Here is a 21,328-nt window from a genome sequence, read left to right as displayed (position 1 = left end):
AATAAGATTAATGAAGACTTGAATCCACCTCTTAAGGAGGCACTAGCATGTCAGATTACCTCGTAATCGTGGAGTCGCCTTCTAAGGCGAAGACCATTGAGAAATATTTAGGGAAAAAATACAAAGTTGTCGCGTCTATGGGACACGTTCGCGATTTACCTAAAAGCCAAATGGGGATAGAAGTAAAGAACAACTTCACCCCGAAGTATATTACCATTCGTGGTAAAGGTCCCGTCTTAAAAGACTTAAAATCAGCAGCAAAAAAAGCAAAGAAAGTCTATCTCGCGGCCGATCCAGACCGCGAAGGGGAAGCTATTGCTTGGCATTTAGCCAATACGTTAAATGTGGACGTTGAATCAGATTGCCGAGTTGTGTTTAATGAGATTACAAAAGATGCAATAAAAGAATCATTCAAACATCCTCGCGCGATTAACATGAATTTAGTAGATGCACAACAAGCAAGACGTATACTAGATCGTCTTGTTGGTTACAATATTAGTCCTTTATTATGGAAGAAAGTAAAAAAAGGATTAAGTGCAGGACGCGTACAATCTGTAGCAGTTCGTTTAATTATCGAACGTGAAAGAGAAATACAAAGTTTCGAGCCTGAAGAATTCTGGACAATTAAGACAGAATTTGTGAAAGGGAAAGACACATTTGAAGCAAGCTTTTACGGTGTAGATGGTGAAAAAGTTCAATTAACGAATGAAACACAAGTGAATGAAATAATTGAACGGCTGAAAGATAATGCGTTCTCAGTTGAAAATGTAACGAGAAAAGAGCGAAAACGTAATCCAGCATTACCATTTACAACATCTTCCTTGCAACAAGAGGCGGCGCGTAAGTTAAACATGCGAGCAAAGAAAACGATGATGCTTGCGCAGCAATTGTATGAAGGAATTGATCTTGGAAAACAAGGAACTGTAGGTCTTATTACGTATATGAGAACTGATTCAACACGTATCTCAGAAACAGCTCAAACAGAGGCACGTACGTACATTACTGAGGCGTTTGGTACGGAATACATAGGAACAGAAAAGAAGAAAGAAACGAAGAAGTCGAACGCACAAGATGCGCATGAGGCAATTCGTCCTACTTCGGTAATGAGAAAGCCAGAGGAACTAAAGAGTTTCTTAAGTCGTGACCAACTTCGATTGTATAAATTGATTTGGGAGCGATTTGTTGCAAGTCAAATGGCGTCTGCTATAATGGATACTGTGACAGCGAGACTCATTAATAATAATGTTCAGTTCCGTTCAAGTGGATCGGTTGTAAAGTTCCCAGGATTTATGAAAGTGTATGTAGAGTCGAAAGATGATGGGGCTGAAGAAAAGGATAAGATGTTGCCACCTTTAGAAGTAGGGGAAACCGTATTTTCGAAGGATTTAGAACCGAAGCAACACTTTACACAACCTCCGCCGCGCTATACAGAGGCTCGTTTAGTAAGAACACTTGAAGAGCTTGGAATTGGAAGACCGTCGACTTACGTACCGACACTTGAAACGATTCAAAAACGTGGATATGTAGGTTTGGATAATAAACGCTTCGTTCCAACTGAACTAGGTGAAATAGTAATTGAACTTATTTTAGAGTTTTTCCCGGAAATTATTAACATTGAATTTACTGCTAACATGGAGCAAAGCCTCGATGAAGTAGAAGAAGGAAATGCGAATTGGGTAAAAATTGTTGATGATTTCTACGTAGGATTTGAACCGCGTTTAGAAAAAGCGGAAAAAGAAATGCGTGAAGTGGAAATTAAAGATGAACCAGCTGGGGAAGATTGTGAATTATGTAATCACCCAATGGTCTTTAAAATGGGTAAATACGGGAAATTTATGGCTTGCTCGAATTTCCCAGATTGTCGTAATACAAAACCGATTGTGAAAGAAATCGGTGTTACTTGTCCGAAATGTGATAAAGGTCAAATTATTGAACGTCGTAGTAATAAAAAGAAACGTCTTTTCTATGGGTGCGGTACGTATCCAGAGTGTGACTTTGTATCTTGGGATAAGCCGATTGGCCGTAAATGTCCGAAGTGTGAAGGTATGCTAGTAGAGAAGAAGTTGAAAAAAGGCGTACAAGTACAATGTATTTCGTGTGATTATGAAGAAGAACAACAAATGTGAGCGTAACTGCTCACATTTTTTTCGGGAAGAAAAGGAAAGGTGATAAATATATGACAACACAAGTAGTAAACGTCATTGGCGCAGGTCTTGCAGGAAGTGAAGCAGCTTACCAAATTGCAAAACGTGGTGTCCAAGTAAGATTATACGAAATGAGACCGGTAAGGCAAACGCCAGCTCATCACACAGATAAATTTGCAGAATTAGTATGTAGTAACTCGCTTCGCGCAAACACATTAACAAATGCTGTTGGTGTTATTAAAGAAGAAATGCGTTTAATGGATTCTGTTATTATTCGTGCAGCTGATGAGTGTTCTGTACCAGCAGGAGGGGCTTTAGCGGTAGATCGTCATGAATTTGCGGCAAAAGTAACGGAATATGTGAAAAATCATCCGAACGTAACTGTGGTGAATGAAGAAATCACTGAAATTCCAGAAGGTCCTACTGTTATTGCGACAGGTCCACTTACGTCGCCTGATCTTTCTGCGCAATTAAAAGAATTAACGGGTGAAGACTACTTTTATTTCTATGATGCAGCAGCACCGATTGTTGAGAAAGACAGCATTGATATGAATAAAGTGTATTTAAAATCTCGTTACGATAAAGGTGAAGCGGCATATTTAAACTGTCCAATGACGGAAGAGGAATTTGACCGTTTTTACGAGGCTTTAATCGCTGCTGAAACAGTACCTTTAAAAGAATTTGAAAAAGAAATTTTCTTTGAAGGTTGTATGCCGGTAGAAGTTATGGCAAGTAGAGGAAGACAAACACTAGTATTTGGACCGATGAAACCTGTTGGATTAGAAGATCCAAAAACAGGGAAAACGCCATATGCTGTTGTTCAGTTACGTCAAGATGATGCAGCGGGGACGTTATACAATATCGTAGGTTTCCAAACGCATTTAAAATGGGGACCGCAAAAAGAAGTGTTACAGTTGATTCCGGGACTGGAAAACGCAGAGATTGTACGTTATGGTGTAATGCATCGTAATACGTTTATTAATTCACCTAACTTACTTCGTCCAACATACCAATATAAACAACGTGATGATTTATTCTTCGCTGGTCAAATGACTGGAGTAGAGGGGTATGTTGAATCGGCGGCTTCAGGATTGCTAGCAGGTATCAACGCTGCTCGACTTGTAAAAGGTGAAGAGCCGGTTGTATTGCCACCTGTAACTGCAATGGGAAGTATGGCGAATTATATTACTGCGACAAACGCGAAAAACTTCCAGCCAATGAATGCAAACTTCGGTCTGTTTGCACCGTTAGAGAAGAAAATTAAGAAAAAAGCAGAACGTAATGAAGCCTATGCAGCACGCGCTTTAGAAACGATTCGAAATTTTGTAAATATTTAGTTAAATTTCTTGCAAAGGCTACTAAGTTGTGATACGATTTAGTAGCCTTTATTGAGGTGAATTGTGTGAATGTGAAGAAATTGTTACAATTATTCGTTGGATATTTACAAATTGAAAGAAATTATTCAAAATATACAATTGCAAGTTATCAAAATGATTTAGAACATTTTGTGCAATTTATGGAGCGAGAAGGCATATCCTCTTTTTTAGATATTACATACGCGGATGTTCGTTTGTACTTAACGACGTTGCACGATGAAAAGTTAGCCCGTAAATCTGTCGCAAGAAAAGTATCAAGCTTACGAAGTTTATATCGTTTTTTGATGCGTGAAGGTTATCGGAAGGATAATCCGTTTGCACTTGCGTCACTCCCCAAAAAAGAATTGTCAATCCCAAAGTTTTTATATGCTGAAGAATTAGAGGAATTATTTGAAGTTTCTGATACGGAAACCCCGTTAGGTCAAAGGAATCAAGCTTTATTAGAGTTGATGTATGCGACCGGGATCCGTGTGAGTGAATGTGTCAATTTACAACTTACCGATATTGACTTTGCGGTGGGAACAATTTTAGTAATGGGAAAAGGAAAAAAACAAAGGTATATTCCGTTCGGGAGCTATGCACAAGATGCTTTAATTACTTATATAGAGAACGGGAGAAAACAGTTAGCCAAGAAAACTGAAGAACAATCTCATATGGTATTTTTAAATGCGAAAGGCACGCCGCTGACAAGTCGAGGAGTACGCTATGTATTAAATGAACTCATTAAGAAAGCTTCACTGACAATGCGTATAAGTCCTCATATGTTAAGGCATACATTTGCTACACATATGTTAGATGAAGGGGCAGATTTACGTACTGTACAGGAGCTACTCGGTCATGAAAATTTGTCTACGACACAAATTTATACGCATGTCTCTAAAGAAAGATTGCGTTCTGTCTACATGAAGCATCACCCACGGGCATAAATTGCTTTTAAAGCTATAAAAACATATAAAGGAGTTTTTTCTATGGGAAATTTCCACGCTACAACGATATTTGCAGTTCATCATAATGGAGAATGTGCAATGGCTGGAGATGGCCAGGTGACAATGGGAAATGCTGTTGTAATGAAACATACAGCTCGTAAGGTTCGTAAACTTTTTCAAGGGAAAGTTTTAGCTGGTTTTGCAGGTTCAGTTGCTGATGCATTTACTCTTTTTGAAATGTTTGAAGGGAAATTAGAAGAGTATAATGGAAACTTGCAGCGTGCTGCTGTTGAGATGGCGAAGCAATGGCGCGGTGACAAAATGTTACGTCAGCTAGAAGCGATGCTCATTGTCATGGATAAAACAACGATGCTCCTTGTTTCAGGTACGGGAGAAGTGATTGAACCGGATGATGGTATTTTAGCAATTGGATCTGGCGGAAATTATGCGCTTTCAGCAGGTCGTGCTTTAAAACAATATGCAAGTGAACATTTAACAGCGAAGCAAATTGCGAAAGCGAGTTTAGACATTGCAGGCGATATTTGTGTGTATACAAACCACAATATAATTGTGGAAGAATTGTAGAATCGTAAGGGAGGCATTTTATATGCATTTACATTTTACTCCGCGTCAAATTGTGGAAAAATTAGATCAATACATTATCGGTCAAAAGGATGCGAAGAAAGCGGTTGCTGTAGCTTTAAGAAATCGATACCGCCGAAGTAAATTAGCTGAAAATCTACGTGATGAAATTGCACCTAAAAATATTTTAATGATTGGACCGACAGGTGTTGGTAAAACAGAGGTAGCACGACGAATGGCGAAACTCGTTGGAGCACCTTTTATTAAGGTTGAAGCCACGAAATTTACAGAAGTTGGATATGTAGGTAGAGATGTAGAATCGATGGTACGTGACCTTGTGGAAACGTCAGTTCGCATTGTGAAAGAAGAAATGGTAGTAAAAGTACAAGACAAAGCAGAAGAACAAGCGAACCAACGTCTTGTTGAAATTTTAGTGCCGAGTCCGGAGAAGCAATCTGGATTTAAAAACCCATTAGAAATGCTATTTGGTGGCGCTCAAAATTCGAATCAAACAACAGATTCACAGGAAGATGTTGAAATCGAAAAGAAACGTCAAGATGTGGAAAGAAAGCTTGCTGCAGGACTTCTTGAAGATGAAATTGTATCGATTGAAGTGACTGAACAACAGTCTTCCATGTTCGATATGCTGCAAGGAACTGGCATGGAACAAATGGGGATGAATTTTCAAGATGCATTAGGAAGTTTTATGCCGAAAAAAACAAAAAAACGTAAACTTTCTGTAAAAGAAGCAAGAAAAGTCTTGACAAATGAGGAAGCACAGCGCTTAATTGATATGGATGAAGTTACACAAGAGGCTGTTTATCGTGCTGAACAGCTCGGGATTATTTTTATCGATGAAATTGACAAAATTGCTGGTAAGCAGTCGAATAGTGTAGATGTATCACGTGAAGGTGTGCAACGTGACATTTTACCAATTGTAGAAGGATCAAATGTTGCGACAAAATACGGATCAGTAAAAACGGATTATATTTTATTCGTTGCAGCTGGAGCGTTTCATATGTCTAAACCGTCAGATTTGATTCCGGAATTACAAGGGAGATTTCCGATTCGAGTAGAATTAACAAAATTATCGACGGATGATTTTGTTAAAATATTAATCGAGCCTGATAATGCGTTAATTAAACAATATATTGCTTTATTAGCGACTGAAGGTATAGAAATTGAATTTTCAGACGAAGCTATTCGTAAGATTGCTGAGATTGCTTATCAAGTTAATCAGGATACAGATAATATTGGAGCAAGAAGACTTCATACGATTATGGAGAAGCTCCTTGAAGATTTATCGTTTGAAGCATCTGAAATTACGTTAGAGAAAATAACGATAACGCCTCAATACGTTGAGGAAAAATTAGCAACGATTGCTAAAAATAAAGATGTGAGCCAGTTTATTTTGTAATAGTGTCATCAGGTGACTCGCCCTAGTTTCCAAGTGATGAAAAAATATGTGAGTAACATGTAGGAGGAACTTTTGAAATGGAATTATTAGCAAAAACAAGAAAATTAAATGCGTTATTACAGAGCGCAGCAGGAAAGCCTGTAAACTTTAGAGAAATGTCTGACACAATGTGTGAAGTAATCGAAGCGAACGTATTCGTAGTAAGCCGTCGTGGTAAATTACTAGGTTATGCAATTCACCAACAAATCGAGAATGAGCGTATGAAACAAATGCTTGCAGAGCGTCAATTCCCAGAAGAGTATACACAAAGCTTATTCAACATTACAGAAACATCTTCAAACTTAGATATAAACAGTGCTTACACAGCATTCCCAGTAGAAAATAAAGAATTATTTGGTCAAGGCTTAACTACAATCGTACCGATCGTTGGTGGCGGTGAGCGTCTAGGTACATTAGTTTTAGCTCGTCTTGGTCAAGAGTTCTTAGATGATGATTTAATTCTTGCTGAGTACAGCTCAACTGTTGTAGGTATGGAAATTTTACGTGAAAAAGCAGAAGAAATTGAAGAAGAAGCACGTAGCAAAGCTGTTGTTCAAATGGCGATCAGCTCATTATCTTACAGTGAGTTAGAAGCAATCGAGCACATCTTCGAAGAATTAAACGGAACAGAAGGTTTACTTGTTGCAAGTAAAATTGCTGACCGCGTAGGAATCACTCGTTCGGTAATCGTAAATGCACTTCGTAAATTAGAAAGTGCTGGTGTAATTGAGTCGCGTTCTTTAGGTATGAAAGGAACATACATTAAAGTACTAAACGACAAATTCTTACATGAACTTGCTAAATTAAAAACAAACTAATTTATAAAACTCTTCTCATTTTTTGAGGAGAGTTTTTTTGTATAACAGATTGATGTTGTTCGTACATAGCGTCATAATCGCATTTTTTTGAAAGGCCATGAATTGCATTTCACTTTTTTTGCTTAAAAGAAATGTAGGTTGGTAATACTAGAATTCGAGTATGAACAAAGAAAGTTTTACATTGTTCGCATTTTCGACTTGATTGTAATATTTCAGTATGATATAGTAAGCAGTGGTGTCAGTACAAAGTACACACGTTTACTGATTTAAGTGTTGGTGCTACGTTTGTAGTTTCGCTTAGAGATGAAGTAAACGGAGGATATCAAAAACCATTTAGGAGGAACTATATTATGTCAGTAATTTCTATGAAGCAATTGCTTGAAGCTGGTGTTCATTTCGGACATCAAACTCGTCGTTGGAACCCAAAAATGAAGCGTTACATTTTCACAGAGCGTAACGGTATCTACATCATCGACTTACAAAAAACTGTGAAAAAAGTTGAGGAAGCTTTCAAAGTTATGCGTGACATCGCTGCTGAAGGCGGAGACATCTTATTCGTAGGTACTAAAAAACAAGCACAAGAAGCTATTAAAGAAGAAGCAACTCGTGCTGGTATGTACTTCGTTAACCAACGTTGGTTAGGTGGAACTTTAACTAACTTCCAAACAATCCAAAAGCGTATCAAGCGTCTTAAAGACATCGAAAGAATGCAAGAAGATGGTACTTTCGAAGTACTACCTAAGAAAGAAGTTGTTCAACTTAAAAAAGAGTTAGAGCGTCTTGAGAAATTCTTAGGCGGTATTAAAGATATGAAAGGTCTTCCAAGTGCATTATTCGTAGTAGACCCTCGTAAAGAGCGTATTGCAGTTGCTGAAGCACGCAAATTACACATTCCAATCATCGGTATCGTTGATACAAACTGTGATCCAGACGAAATCGATCACGTTATCCCAGCGAACGATGATGCAATTCGTGCTGTAAAACTTCTTACATCTAAAATGGCAGACGCGATCCTTGAAGCAAAACAAGGTGAAGAAACTGTTACTGCGTAACAAAGTTGGAAAGGTGATAAGGGGTTCGGCCTTTTATCACCTTTTTTAAGGTATAAACACCTTTATAAAAGGTATAAATACATATTTTAGGAGGATGAAAAGTATGGCAATCACTGCACAAATGGTAAAAGAATTACGTGAAAAAACTGGCGCAGGTATGATGGACTGCAAAAAAGCTTTAACAGAAACTAACGGCGACATGGAGAAGGCAATTGACTTCTTACGTGAAAAAGGTATCGCGAAAGCTGCTAAAAAAGCAGACCGCATCGCTGCTGAAGGTTTAACTTTCATCGAAACAAACGGTAACGACGGTTTAATCTTAGAATTAAACTCTGAAACTGATTTCGTTGCGAAAAACGAAGGTTTCCAAACATTAATTAAAGAATTAGCTGCTCACCTATTAGCTAAGAAGCCTGCTAACGTTGAAGAAGCTATGGCTCAAACAATGGAAAACGGTAAAAAAGTTGAAGAGCACATCAACGAAGCAATCGCTAAAATTGGTGAAAAGCTTACACTTCGTCGTTTCGAAATCGTATCAAAAACTGATGCAGATGCATTCGGTGCTTACCTACACATGGGTGGACGCATTGGTGTTCTAACAGTTCTTGAAGGTTCTACTGATGAAGCGGCTGCTAAAGACGTAGCAATGCACATCGCTGCAGTTAACCCAAAATACATCGATCGTGATGCTGTAACAGCTGAAGAAGTTGAGCATGAGCGTCAAGTATTAACACAACAAGCATTAAACGAAGGCAAGCCTGAAAAAATCGTTGCAAAAATGGTTGAAGGCCGTCTAGGCAAATTCTTCGAAGAGATTTGCTTACTTGACCAAGCATTCGTTAAAAACCCTGATATGAAAGTTCGTCAATTCGTTGAGTCTAAAGGCGCAACATTAAAAGGATTCGTTCGCTACGCTGTTGGTGAAGGTATCGAAAAACGCGAAGACAACTTTGCTGAAGAAGTAATGAACCAAGTAAAAGGTAGTAACTAATACAGATTAGGGAACACATTGTGTTCCCTTTTTTAAAATAAAGATGTAAGCAATTGGAGGTTCATTATGAGTAAACCGAAATATAATCGTGTCGTTTTAAAGCTGAGTGGAGAAGCTTTAGCTGGCGAGCAAGGATTTGGAATCAACCCAGCTGTTATTAAGTCAGTTGCGGAACAAGTGAAAGAAATTGCAGAACTAGATGTAGAGGTTGCTGTTGTTGTTGGCGGCGGTAACATTTGGCGTGGAAAAATTGGAAGTGAGATGGGCATGGATCGTGCAGGAGCGGATTACATGGGCATGTTAGCGACAGTTATGAATTCATTAGCTCTTCAAGATAGCTTGGAGAACATCGGAATTCAAACTCGCGTACAAACTTCAATTGAAATGCGTCAAGTGGCAGAGCCTTACATTCGTCGTAAAGCAGTTCGTCACTTAGAGAAAAAACGTGTTGTTATCTTTGCAGCAGGTACTGGTAACCCATACTTCTCTACAGATACAACGGCAGCATTACGTGCAGCGGAAATTGAAGCTGACGTAATTTTAATGGCGAAAAACAATGTGGATGGCGTATATAATGCAGATCCATCTATTGACCCAACAGCTACGAAATACGAAACACTTACTTACTTAGATGTATTAAAAGAAGGTTTAGGTGTAATGGATTCTACAGCTTCTTCTCTATGTATGGATAATGATATTCCATTAATTGTATTCTCAGTTATGGAAAAAGGGAATATTAAACGTGCCGTGTTAGGCGAAAATATCGGAACAGTTGTAAGGGGGAAATAAATATGGGACAACAAGTATTGAAGTCTGCAAATGAAAAAATGGAAAAAGCGGTTGCTGCTTATTCACGCGAATTAGCAACAGTTCGCGCTGGTCGTGCAAACGCGTCTGTATTAGATAAAGTACAAGTTGATTACTATGGTGCACCAACACCAGTTGTGCAATTAGCGAACATTACAGTTCCAGAAGCACGTTTACTTGTAATTCAACCGTATGATAAAACTTCTATCGGTGATATCGAAAAAGCAATTTTAAAAGCAGATTTAGGCTTAAACCCTTCTAATGATGGAACTGTAATTCGTATTGCATTCCCTGCATTAACAGAAGAGCGTCGTCGTGATCTTGTAAAAGTTGTGAAAAAATATGCTGAAGAAGCAAAAGTTGCTGTTCGTAACGTACGTCGTGACGGTAACGATGATCTTAAGAAGCTTGAAAAAGCTGGCGAGATTACAGAAGACGATTTAAGAGGATATACTGAAGATATCCAAAAAGAAACAGATAAATATATTGCAAAAGTTGACGAAATCGCAAAAAACAAAGAAAAAGAAATCATGGAAGTGTAATAGCGATACTTTCGCAAATATGACCCTCTTCTTAAGGGGGTCTTTTTACACTTTTAGGCATACGTCTGCTTGTTGGAGGGTATGAATGATGTTTAAAAACTTTCCTTTTTTTAAAGGTAAAAAGGACACATCGTTTGATCATCTCGTTGAAGAAGTGAAAAAAGGATACATCCCAGAACATATTGCCATTATTATGGATGGTAATGGAAGGTGGGCAAAGAGGAGAGCGATGCCTCGTATTGCGGGACATCATGAAGGCATGCAAGTTGTAAAGAAAATCACAAAATTTGCAAGCAAACTTAATGTGAAAGTATTAACTCTTTATGCTTTTTCAACTGAGAACTGGAAAAGACCAAAAAAGGAAGTTGATTATTTAATGAAGCTTCCAGAAGAATTTTTAGGTACATTTTTACCAGAATTGATTGAAGAGAACGTACAAGTCCGTGTAATAGGGCAACAAGATCGTCTTCCTACGCATACACGCAGAGCGATGGAGAAGGCCATGGAAGAGACGAAAGAGAATACGGGATTAATTCTGAATTTCGCGTTAAACTATGGAAGTCGAGATGAAATCGTTTCTGCTGTGCAACATATGATGAAAGATAGTGAGGAAGGAAAAGTTCGTGTTGAAGATGTAAGCGAAGAAATGCTTTCTTCCTACCTAATGACGAGTTCTTTACCTGACCCAGAATTGTTAATCCGTACGAGCGGAGAGCTACGTATTAGTAATTTCATGTTATGGCAAATTGCATATTCGGAATTTTGGTTTACAGATGTGTATTGGCCAGATTTTACCGAGGAACATTTGCTAAATGCGATTACAGACTTTCAGCATAGAGGGCGCAGATTCGGAGGCGTGTAGAAAGAGAGGGTTTGGTAGTGAAACAGAGAATTATTACTGGAGTGGTTGCTGCCGCGCTATTCATTCCCATCGTAATTTACGGTGGCGTGCCTTTTACGGTTTTAGTGTATGCACTTGCTTCTATAGGTTTATATGAATTAATTCGTATGAATAAGCTTACGCTTATTTCAGTACCAACAGTTTTAGCTGCAGTATTATTATGGATTATTTTAATTCCAAGTAGTGCATCAGAACTGTTTACTTGGATTGGATTAGGTAAATTAGAAATCACATTTGTGATTGTTCTATTACTTTTATCATATACAGTCCTTTCTAAGAATACATTTACTTTTGATAATGCTTCATTTTTACTAATGGCGACAACATATGTTGCAATGGGATTCTTATATTTGAATGAAACGAGAATTTTAGGAATTAAATATGTGTTTTGCGCATTATTTGTTATATGGGCTACTGATTCAGGTGCATATTTCGTAGGAAAAGCATTAGGAAAAAGAAAATTATGGCCAGAAATTAGTCCAAATAAAACGATTGAAGGTTCATTAGGCGGCATCGTTTGTGGAATTATTGTGGCGCTTGTTTACAACATGTTCTTCCCAGTGGAATCGAATGTAGTAATTTTAATTGTGCTGACAATTATCATTTCTATTTTTGGACAAATTGGTGATTTAGTACAATCTGCATTTAAACGTCATTATGGCGTAAAAGATTCAGGTACAATTTTACCTGGACATGGTGGTATATTAGATCGAACAGATAGTTGGTTATTCGTTTTACCAATTCTCTACTTCTTATTACAATACAATTAATAAATGAACGAGGGGTTGGAGTCATGAAAAACATTAGTTTATTAGGTGCAAGCGGATCAATTGGTACACAAACTTTAGATGTATTACGCTCGCACCCAGACCAATTCCGTCTCGTTGCTTTTTCTGTAGGGAAAAATATTGACTATGCAGTAAAAGTCATTCAAGAATTTTCTCCGCAAATTGTCTCTGTGCAAAGAGAGGAAGATGTTTTAAAATTACAAGCTGTCTCTGGTAATACAAAAATTGTATATGGTAGTGAAGGACTTTTAGAAGTAGCATTACATCCAGATGCGGAGATTGTAGTAAATGCTGTTGTAGGTAGCGTAGGGTTGTTACCGACACTTCGTGCAATTGAGGCGAAAAAAACAATTGGAATTGCAAACAAAGAAACGTTAGTAACTGCAGGGCATCTTGTAATGGAAGCAGCGCGAAGACATAATGTTTCGTTACTTCCAGTAGACAGTGAACATTCAGCTATTTTTCAATGCTTGAATGGTGAAAATGAAAAAAGAATTTCTCGACTAATTATAACGGCTTCTGGTGGAAGTTTCCGTGATAAAACGAGAGATGAATTGCATCATGTGACCGTAGAAGATGCGCTTCGACATCCAAACTGGTCAATGGGTTCGAAAATTACAATTGATTCTGCTACAATGATGAATAAGGGGCTAGAAGTAATTGAAGCACATTGGCTTTTCGGTATCCCTTATGAGCAAATCGATGTTGTTTTACATAAAGAAAGTATTATTCATTCTATGGTTGAATTTGAAGATCGTAGTGTGATGGCACAGCTTGGCTCACCTGATATGCGAGTGCCAATTCAATACGCACTTACATATCCTGATCGATTACCTCTTTCAGACACAAAGCAGTTAAATTTATGGGAAATGGGTACATTGCATTTTGAGAAAATGAATCAAGAACGTTTCCGTTGCTTGCGCTTTGCGTATGAAGCTGGAAAAACAGGTGGAAGTATGCCAGCTGTAATGAATGCAGCGAATGAAGTAGCTGTTGAAGCTTTTTTACAAAAGAGAATTGGTTTCTTGACAGTGGAAGACCTCATTGAAAAAGCAATGAACCATCACAATGTCATTGCACGTCCAAGCTTAGAGGAAATTCTGGAAATTGATGCAGCCACAAGACGGTTTGTGATGGAACAAATTTAGCAAAGGTGGTATGGAATTGAATACAGCGATTGCCTTTATATTAATTTTCGGTGCACTCGTATTTTTCCATGAGCTAGGGCATCTATATTTCGCAAAACGAGCAGGTATTTTATGCCGTGAGTTTGCGATTGGTTTTGGTCCGAAAATATTCTCATTTGAAAAGAATGAAACGGTGTATACGATTCGATTACTGCCCCTTGGCGGCTATGTAAGAATGGCTGGCGAGGATGCAGATACAGTTGAGTTAAAGCCTGGGAAAAAGGTTGGACTTGTATTAAACGAAAAAGACGAAGTTGTAAAATTAGTTTTTGATGGATATGAAAAGTATCCAAATGTTCGCGTTATTGAAGTCGAACAATCTGATTTAGAGCATAATTTAACAATTTCGGGTTATGAAGAGTACGAGGAAGAGCTTCAAACATTCCGAGTGAATGAAAAGGCCCGTATTATTACTGCTGGTGAAGAAATTCAAATTGCTCCGTATAATAGACAGTTTGGCTCTAAGAAATTAGGTCAACGTGCTTTAACGATCTTTGCGGGTCCTGCAATGAACTTCATTTTAGCATTTGTTATTTTTGTGATTCTTGGATTTGTACAAGGTGTTCCTGTTGACAAACCAATGGTCGGAAAAGTGATGGAGAATAGTGCAGCAGAGCAAGCTGGATTAAAAGAAAATGATACAATTCAAGCTATTGATGGGAAAAACACAAGTACATGGAAAGATGTTGTTACCATTGTACGTGAAAACCCGAATAAAGAACTTACGTTACAAGTAAAGCGTGATAGTGAACAGTTTAATGTGAAAGTAACGCCAACGCTTGATAAAGAAGGTAAAGAAGAAATTGGTAGAATTGGTGTTTACACTCCAGTAGAGAAAACAGTAATGGGTTCGATTAAATCAGGTTTTGAACAAACATATTATTGGACGAAACTAATTTTTGAATCTCTTGTGAAATTAGTAACGGGTCAATTCTCTATTAATGAGTTGTCAGGTCCAGTAGGAATTTATAATCTTACAGATCAAGTGGTAGATTATGGATTTACGCGTGTATTAAATTTAGCAGCCGTTTTAAGTATTAACCTTGGTTTATTTAATTTACTACCAGTTCCTGCTTTAGACGGTGGACGTTTGTTCTTCTTCTTAATTGAAGCGTTACGCGGGAAACCAATTGACCGTCAAAAAGAAGGAATGGTTCACTTTATTGGTTTTGCATTATTAATGTTACTTATGTTAGTTGTAACTTGGAATGACATTCGTAAGTTTTTCTTGTAAAATAAAGTGAAACTTATAATGAAATAGAGCTCGTAGAATAAAATCCCTCACCTAACTCGAGGTGAGGGGTTTTCCTGCGTGTAAGAGTAAAATGAAGAGGTGCGAATAAATGAAACAAAGTATGGTATTTAGTCCTACATTACGTGAAGTTCCAGCTGATGCGGAGATTAAGAGTCATCAGTTATTACTTCGTGCAGGTTTTATGCGTCAAAATGCTTCTGGTATTTATAGTTTTCTACCATTTGGATTAAAAGTACTACACAAAGTAGAACGTATCGTTCGAGAAGAGATGGAGCGCGCAGGTGCTGTAGAATTATTAATGCCAGCGATGCAAGCTGCAGAATTATGGCAAGAGTCAGGTCGTTGGTATTCTTACGGATCTGAATTAATGCGTATGAAAGATCGTAACGCTCGTGAATTTGCATTAGGAGCGACACATGAAGAAGTAATTACGGATCTTGTACGTGATGAAGTGAAATCGTATAAAAAATTACCGTTAACATTATATCAAATTCAAACAAAATTCCGTGATGAACAAAGACCTCGTTTCGGTTTATTACGTGGAAGAGAGTTTCTAATGAAAGATGCATACTCTTTCCATGCTACGCAAGAGAGCTTAGATGAAGTGTACGATCGCTTATACAAAGCATACTCTAACATTTTTGCTCGTTGTGGCTTGAATTTCCGTGCGGTTATTGCTGATTCTGGAGCAATGGGTGGAAAAGATACACATGAATTTATGGTATTATCTGATGTTGGTGAAGATACAATTGCATACTCTGATACATCTGATTATGCAGCGAACATCGAAATGGCTCCTGTTGTAGCTACGTATACGAAGAGTGACGAAGCAGAAAAAGAGCTTGAAAAAGTAGCAACACCAGACCAAAAAGCAATTGAAGAAGTATCTGCATTCTTAAACATCGAAGCTGAAAAGTGCATTAAGTCTATGGTATTTAAAGTAGATGAGAAATTAGTAGTGGTACTTGTTCGTGGTGATCATGAAGTAAACGATGTAAAAGTGAAAAATGTATACGGTGCTTCCGTTGTTGAGCTTGCCTCTCATGAAGAAGTAAAAGAATTATTAAATTGTGAAGTTGGTTCATTAGGTCCAATTGGTGTAACAGGTGATATCGAAATTATTGCTGATCACGCTGTAGCATCAATTGTCAACGGATGTTCAGGAGCGAACGAAGAAGGATTCCATTATGTAAATGTAAATCCAGAACGTGACTTTAAAGTAAGTCAATATACGGATTTACGATTCATTCAAGAAGGAGACCAATCTCCAGACGGAAACGGAACAATTCTTTTCGCACGCGGAATTGAAGTTGGTCATGTATTTAAATTAGGAACTCGTTATAGTGAAGCAATGAACGCAACATTCCTAGATGAAAACGGAAAAACACAACCACTTATTATGGGTTGTTACGGCATTGGTGTGTCTCGTACAGTGGCAGCAATTGCAGAGCAGTTTAATGATGAGAACGGTTTAGTTTGGCCAAAAGCTGTTGCACCGTTCCATGTGCATGTAATTCCAGTGAATATGAAGTCTGATGCACAACGTGAAATGGGTGAAAACATCTACAACTCATTACAAGAGCAAGGATATGAAGTATTACTAGATGATCGTGCAGAACGTGCAGGTGTTAAATTTGCTGATGCTGATTTATTCGGCCTTCCAGTTCGCGTGACAGTTGGTAAAAAAGCAGACGAAGGTATTGTAGAAGTGAAAGTACGTGCTACAGGTGAGTCTGAAGAAGTAAAAGTAGAAGAACTTCAAACATATATTGCTAATATTTTAAAATAGGAAGAGGTACCTCGTAATGAGGTACCTTCTCTTTCTTTGTAAACGTATTTTGTAAAAGAAGAAGGGAGAAATCTTTCTTTGTAGTACGTTTCAATTTATAATAGCAAATGGAAGGAGAGTGCTTATGTCTTTAACAAATGAACAAAAAGAGCGATTTCAAATTTTGCTCCAGCAGTTGCAAATACCAGACGACCTTATAAATCAATATTTACAAGGCGGTGGTATTGAAAGGCTCGTTATCGATAAAGCGAATAAAAGTTGGCATTTTAATTTACAAGTGCCACGTATTTTGCCTACAGAATTATATGAATTGCTAGAAACAAAGCTTAAGCAATCATTTTCTCATATTGCAAGAACAACATTTGCATTAGAAACAGAGAACAAACAATTTACTGAAGAAGAAGTGAGGGCGTATTGGCCACTTTGTACGGAACGAATTACATTTTCACCTATGTTTGCTTATTTAAAGAAGCAGCTTCCGCAGGTCAATGGAGTGAAGTTACTTATAAATGTGAATAATGAGCTGGAATCTACTGCTTTAAAGAAAAACGTTGCGAAACCAGTAGGGGATCAATACGAGGCTTTTGGATTCCCGCGTTTCCAGTTAGACACACATATACAGCAAAATACAGAAGAAATGCAAAAGTTTCGTGAGCAAACGCAGCAAGAAGACCGCGAGCGTGTTATACAAGCTATGGAAGAAATGGCGAAGAAGCAAGCTGAAGAAAGCAGCGTTGTGCATGAAGGGCCGATCACACTCGGGTATCTTATTAAGCCAGATGAAGAGATTACACCAATGCGAGAAATTCAAGATGAAGAAAGAAGAAAAACAGTTCAAGGATATGTCTTCCATGTGGAAACGAAAGAGCTTCGTAGTGGACGTACGTTATTAACTTTAAAAATAACGGATTATACAGATTCGATTATGATCAAAATGTTCTCACGTGATAAAGAAGATATTCCAATGCTACAATCCTTGAAAAAAGGAATGTGGGTGAAGGCTCGTGGTTCTGTTCAAAATGATACATTTGTTCGAGATTTAGTAATGATTGCAAATGATATTAATGAAATAACAGGACCGTCTCGTAAAGATAAAGCACCAGAAGGTGAAAAACGAGTAGAGCTCCATCTTCACACGCCAATGAGTCAAATGGATGCTGTTACTCCAGTTTCTAAGCTTGTTGCTCAAGCTGGTAAATGGGGGCATGAGGCTATTGCCATTACAGACCATGCTGTTGCACAGTCATTCCCAGAAGCATATTCAGCTGGGAAAAAAGCTGGAATCAAAGTTATATATGGTGTGGAAGCAAACTTAGTGAATGACGGTGTACCAATAGCGTATAACGAAGCGCATCGTTTACTTGCAGAGGAAACGTATGTTGTTTTCGACGTTGAGACGACAGGTTTATCAGCTGTATATGATACAGTTATTGAGTTAGCTGCTGTAAAAGTAAAAGGCGGCGAAATTATTGACCGCTTTGAATCTTTTGCAAATCCGCATCAACCATTATCGGCAACGATCATTGAATTAACAGGTATTACAGATGATATGTTAACCGACGCACCAGAAGTGGACGAAGTGTTTAAAAAGTTTGAAGAATGGATGGGCGACCATACACTTGTTGCTCATAACGCAAGCTTCGATATGGGCTTTATTAACGTAGGATTTAAAAAAGCTGGTTTAGAAAAAACAAAAAATCCAGTAATAGATACGTTAGAGCTTGCACGATTCTTATTCCCAGAAATGAAAAATCACCGTTTAAATACGTTGTGTAAAAAGATGGACATTGAATTAACTCAGCATCACCGTGCAATTTATGATACAGAAGCAACGGGATACTTACTAGTGAAAATGTTAAAAGATGTAATTGAAAAAGGTTTTGAATATCACGATCAATTAAACGATAGTATGGGACAAGGGGATGCATATAAGCGCGGGCGTCCAAGTCATATGACATTACTTGCTACATCGGATGTTGGATTGAAAAATTTATATAAACTTGTTTCATATTCTCATTTAAATTACTTTTACCGTGTACCACGAGTACCAAGATCACTATTAAAAAAGTATCGTGAAGGTATTTTAGTAGGAACGGCTTGTGATAAAGGTGAAGTGTTTGAGGCGATGATGCAAAAAGCTCCTGAAGAGGTAGAAGAAATTGCGCAGTTCTACGATTACATTGAAGTAATGCCACCAGAAGTGTTACGTCATTTAGTAGAGCGTGAACTCGTTCGAGATGAGGGACAATTAAAAACAATTATTTCTAACTTAGTAAAACTAGGTGAGACGTTAGATAAACCAGTTGTGGCTACAGGAAACGTGCATTACTTAAATCCAGAAGATGCAATGTATCGTAAAATTTTAGTAAGTTCACAGGGTGGAGCGAATCCGTTAAACCGACATTCATTACCACCTGTACATTTCCGTACAACGGATGAAATGTTAGAGTGTTTCTCATTTTTAGGTGAAGATGTAGCGAAAGAAATTGTCGTAACGAATACACAAAAGATTGCATCATTAATTGGTGATGTTCATCCAGTAAAAGATGATCTATATACACCGAAAATTGAAGGTGCAGATGATGAAACGCGTGATATGAGTTATAAAATGGCGCGTAGCATTTATGGTGAAGAGTTACCTGAAATTGTAGAAGCTCGTTTAGAAAAAGAATTAAAAAGTATCATCGGGCATGGATTCGCCGTAATTTATTTAATTTCACATAAGCTTGTGAAAAAATCGTTAGTAGACGGATATCTAGTAGGTTCGCGTGGATCGGTAGGTTCATCATTCGTTGCAACGATGATGGAAATTACAGAAGTAAATCCATTACCACCACACTATGTATGTCCGAAATGTAAGCAATCAGAATTCTTTAATGATGGTTCTGTAGGTTCTGGTTTTGACTTACCGGATAAAGAATGTCCAACTTGTAATATTCCATATGTAAAAGATGGACATGACATTCCGTTCGAAACGTTCCTTGGATTTAAAGGAGATAAGGTACCCGATATCGATTTGAATTTCTCCGGGGAATACCAACCACGTGCCCATAACTATACGAAAGTACTATTCGGTGAAGATTATGTATATCGTGCAGGAACGATTGGTACAGTTGCGGAAAAAACTGCTTATGGATATGTAAAAGGTTATGCAAATGATCATAACTTAACAATTCGAAATGCAGAAATTGACCGCTTAGTAGCAGGATGTACCGGTGTAAAACGTACAACAGGGCAGCATCCAGGTGGTATTATCGTTGTGCCAGATTATATGGACATTTTTGATTTCTCACCAATACAGTATCCAGCAGATTCAATAGGTGCTGAGTGGAGAACAACACACTTTGACTTCCACTCTATTCATGATAATTTACTGAAGCTTGATATACTAGGACACGATGATCCGACAGTTATTCGTATGTTACAAGATTTAAGTGGTATTGATCCAAAAACAATCCCAACGGACGATCCAGAAGTAATGAAAATTTTCTCAGGGCCAGAATCGTTAGGCGTAACGGAGGAACAAATTAACTGTAAAACAGGTACACTTGGTATACCAGAGTTTGGTACGAAATTCGTAAGACAGATGTTAGAAGAGACGAAACCGACGACGTTCTCAGAGTTAGTCCAAATTTCTGGGTTATCACATGGTACGGACGTATGGCTTGGTAATGCAAACGAGTTAATTTATAACGGTACATGTACGCTGAGTGAAGTTATCGGTTGTCGTGATGACATCATGGTATATTTAATCTATCAAGGTTTAGACCCATCATTAGCCTTCAAAATCATGGAGTCAGTACGTAAAGGTAAAGGTGTACCAGAAGAATGGGAAGAGGACATGAAAAGTAATAATGTACCAGGTTGGTATATTGATTCATGTAAGAAGATTAAGTACATGTTCCCGAAAGCCCATGCGGCTGCTTACGTACTTATGGCTGTGCGTATCGCATACTTTAAAGTACATTTCGCGCTTTTATTCTATGCGGCATACTTTACGGTTCGTGCAGATGACTTTGACGTAGAAGCGATGGCAAAAGGTTCAGCATCTATACGTGCAAGAATTGATGAAATTGCGCAAAAAGGTTTAGATGCAGCACCGAAAGAGAAGAGTTTATTGACTGTACTAGAAATGACACTTGAAATGTGTGAGCGTGGATACTCATTCCAAAAGGTGGATTTATATCGCTCACATGCAACAGACTTTATTATTGATGGAGACTCATTAATCCCTCCATTTAATGCGGTGCCTGGTCTTGGTACAAACGCAGCTTTAAGTATTGTGGAAGCACGCAAAAATGGAGAATTCTTATCAAAAGAAGACTTGCAGCAGCGTAGTAAGGTTTCGAAAACAATTATTGAGTATTTAGATAGTCAAGGTTGTTTAGGTGATTTGCCGGATCAAAACCAGTTATCGCTGTTCTGATAGGTAGGAAAAGTCTTTGCAAATCAACATTTGGTATGGTATACTATTAACCGAGATAACCATGTCATGTATATTGTGTGAAAAGAAGAGTGGGGAAACCCACTCTTTCGTGTTACTATCTACATTTTATTGATGTGGAGAGGTAAGAAATTTCTGTCGTATATACATATTTTGTTACAAGTTTTACTTCTTAAATTTGGTAATACTAAGACAGATATTCCCTGCTTAACGGCAGGGGCTTTTGTTAGCTAACGAGAAAGAATAAGATAGACCGTTCTATGGACGGGG

Annotated in this window: 16 protein-coding genes; all 16 read left to right on the top strand. The window is 38.0% G+C overall.

The genetic code is table 11. From position 1 onward, the window contains the following. The first annotated feature begins 47 nt into the window (after positions 1 to 47). Positions 48 to 2,126 carry a type I DNA topoisomerase gene (topA, locus tag BAQ46_RS06765; RefSeq protein ID WP_001286973.1) on the top strand — a complete coding sequence of 693 codons (2,079 nt, stop codon included), beginning with the start codon at positions 48 to 50 and terminating at the stop codon, positions 2,124 to 2,126. A gap of 50 nt (positions 2,127 to 2,176) precedes the next feature. Continuing rightward, entirely contained in the window at positions 2,177 to 3,481 is a 1,305-nt protein-coding gene (gene trmFO, locus BAQ46_RS06760; RefSeq protein ID WP_001998091.1) for an FADH(2)-oxidizing methylenetetrahydrofolate--tRNA-(uracil(54)-C(5))-methyltransferase TrmFO, read from the top strand. Between the two features lie 65 nt (positions 3,482 to 3,546). Beyond that, entirely contained in the window at positions 3,547 to 4,446 is a 900-nt protein-coding gene (xerC, locus tag BAQ46_RS06755) for a tyrosine recombinase XerC (protein ID WP_001101228.1), read from the top strand. Positions 4,447 to 4,488: 42 nt separating this feature from the next. Continuing rightward, the gene (gene hslV / locus BAQ46_RS06750) at positions 4,489 to 5,031 is read left to right on the top strand and encodes an ATP-dependent protease proteolytic subunit HslV (RefSeq protein WP_000526271.1); all 543 of its coding nucleotides are present in this window, start codon (positions 4,489 to 4,491) and stop codon (positions 5,029 to 5,031) included. Between the two features lie 22 nt (positions 5,032 to 5,053). Next, positions 5,054 to 6,445 carry an ATP-dependent protease ATPase subunit HslU gene (hslU, locus tag BAQ46_RS06745; RefSeq protein WP_000550081.1) on the top strand — a complete coding sequence of 464 codons (1,392 nt, stop codon included), beginning with the start codon at positions 5,054 to 5,056 and terminating at the stop codon, positions 6,443 to 6,445. Positions 6,446 to 6,522: 77 nt separating this feature from the next. After that, positions 6,523 to 7,302 (top strand): GTP-sensing pleiotropic transcriptional regulator CodY, encoded by a 780-nt coding sequence (codY, locus tag BAQ46_RS06740; protein ID WP_071741800.1) that lies wholly within the window; start codon positions 6,523 to 6,525, stop codon positions 7,300 to 7,302. A gap of 350 nt (positions 7,303 to 7,652) precedes the next feature. After that, positions 7,653 to 8,354 (top strand): 30S ribosomal protein S2, encoded by a 702-nt coding sequence (rpsB, locus tag BAQ46_RS06735; RefSeq protein WP_000111483.1) that lies wholly within the window; start codon positions 7,653 to 7,655, stop codon positions 8,352 to 8,354. A gap of 103 nt (positions 8,355 to 8,457) precedes the next feature. Beyond that, the gene (gene tsf, locus BAQ46_RS06730) at positions 8,458 to 9,345 is read left to right on the top strand and encodes a translation elongation factor Ts (protein WP_001018580.1); all 888 of its coding nucleotides are present in this window, start codon (positions 8,458 to 8,460) and stop codon (positions 9,343 to 9,345) included. 66 nt (positions 9,346 to 9,411) lie between these two features. After that, positions 9,412 to 10,134, top strand: a complete 723-nt coding sequence (gene pyrH, locus BAQ46_RS06725) for a UMP kinase (RefSeq protein ID WP_000042663.1) — start codon at positions 9,412 to 9,414, stop codon at positions 10,132 to 10,134. Between the two features lie 2 nt (positions 10,135 to 10,136). Next, entirely contained in the window at positions 10,137 to 10,694 is a 558-nt protein-coding gene (gene frr, locus BAQ46_RS06720) for a ribosome recycling factor (RefSeq protein WP_000531500.1), read from the top strand. A gap of 85 nt (positions 10,695 to 10,779) precedes the next feature. Next, positions 10,780 to 11,556 carry an undecaprenyl pyrophosphate synthase gene (gene uppS / locus BAQ46_RS06715; RefSeq protein WP_000971301.1) on the top strand — a complete coding sequence of 259 codons (777 nt, stop codon included), beginning with the start codon at positions 10,780 to 10,782 and terminating at the stop codon, positions 11,554 to 11,556. A gap of 17 nt (positions 11,557 to 11,573) precedes the next feature. Next, positions 11,574 to 12,365, top strand: coding sequence for a phosphatidate cytidylyltransferase (cdsA, locus tag BAQ46_RS06710; RefSeq protein ID WP_000813584.1), 792 nt, complete (start codon positions 11,574 to 11,576; stop codon positions 12,363 to 12,365). 23 nt (positions 12,366 to 12,388) lie between these two features. Continuing rightward, positions 12,389 to 13,531: a 1-deoxy-D-xylulose-5-phosphate reductoisomerase gene (gene dxr, locus BAQ46_RS06705; protein WP_061185434.1), complete on the top strand. Its 1,143-nt coding sequence runs from the start codon at positions 12,389 to 12,391 to the stop codon at positions 13,529 to 13,531. A gap of 16 nt (positions 13,532 to 13,547) precedes the next feature. After that, entirely contained in the window at positions 13,548 to 14,804 is a 1,257-nt protein-coding gene (gene rseP, locus BAQ46_RS06700; protein ID WP_001090249.1) for an RIP metalloprotease RseP, read from the top strand. 109 nt (positions 14,805 to 14,913) lie between these two features. Further along, entirely contained in the window at positions 14,914 to 16,614 is a 1,701-nt protein-coding gene (locus tag BAQ46_RS06695; protein ID WP_000814314.1) for a proline--tRNA ligase, read from the top strand. Between the two features lie 124 nt (positions 16,615 to 16,738). Next, positions 16,739 to 21,040: a PolC-type DNA polymerase III gene (locus BAQ46_RS06690; protein ID WP_000059980.1), complete on the top strand. Its 4,302-nt coding sequence runs from the start codon at positions 16,739 to 16,741 to the stop codon at positions 21,038 to 21,040. Positions 21,041 to 21,328 lie beyond the last annotated feature (288 nt).

Source organism: Bacillus paranthracis, from assembly GCF_001883995.1.
Classification (GTDB): Bacteria; Bacillota; Bacilli; order Bacillales; family Bacillaceae_G; genus Bacillus_A; species Bacillus_A paranthracis.
Note: the sequence above shows the minus strand (reverse complement) of the source record. Positions and strands in the feature narration are given on the sequence as shown.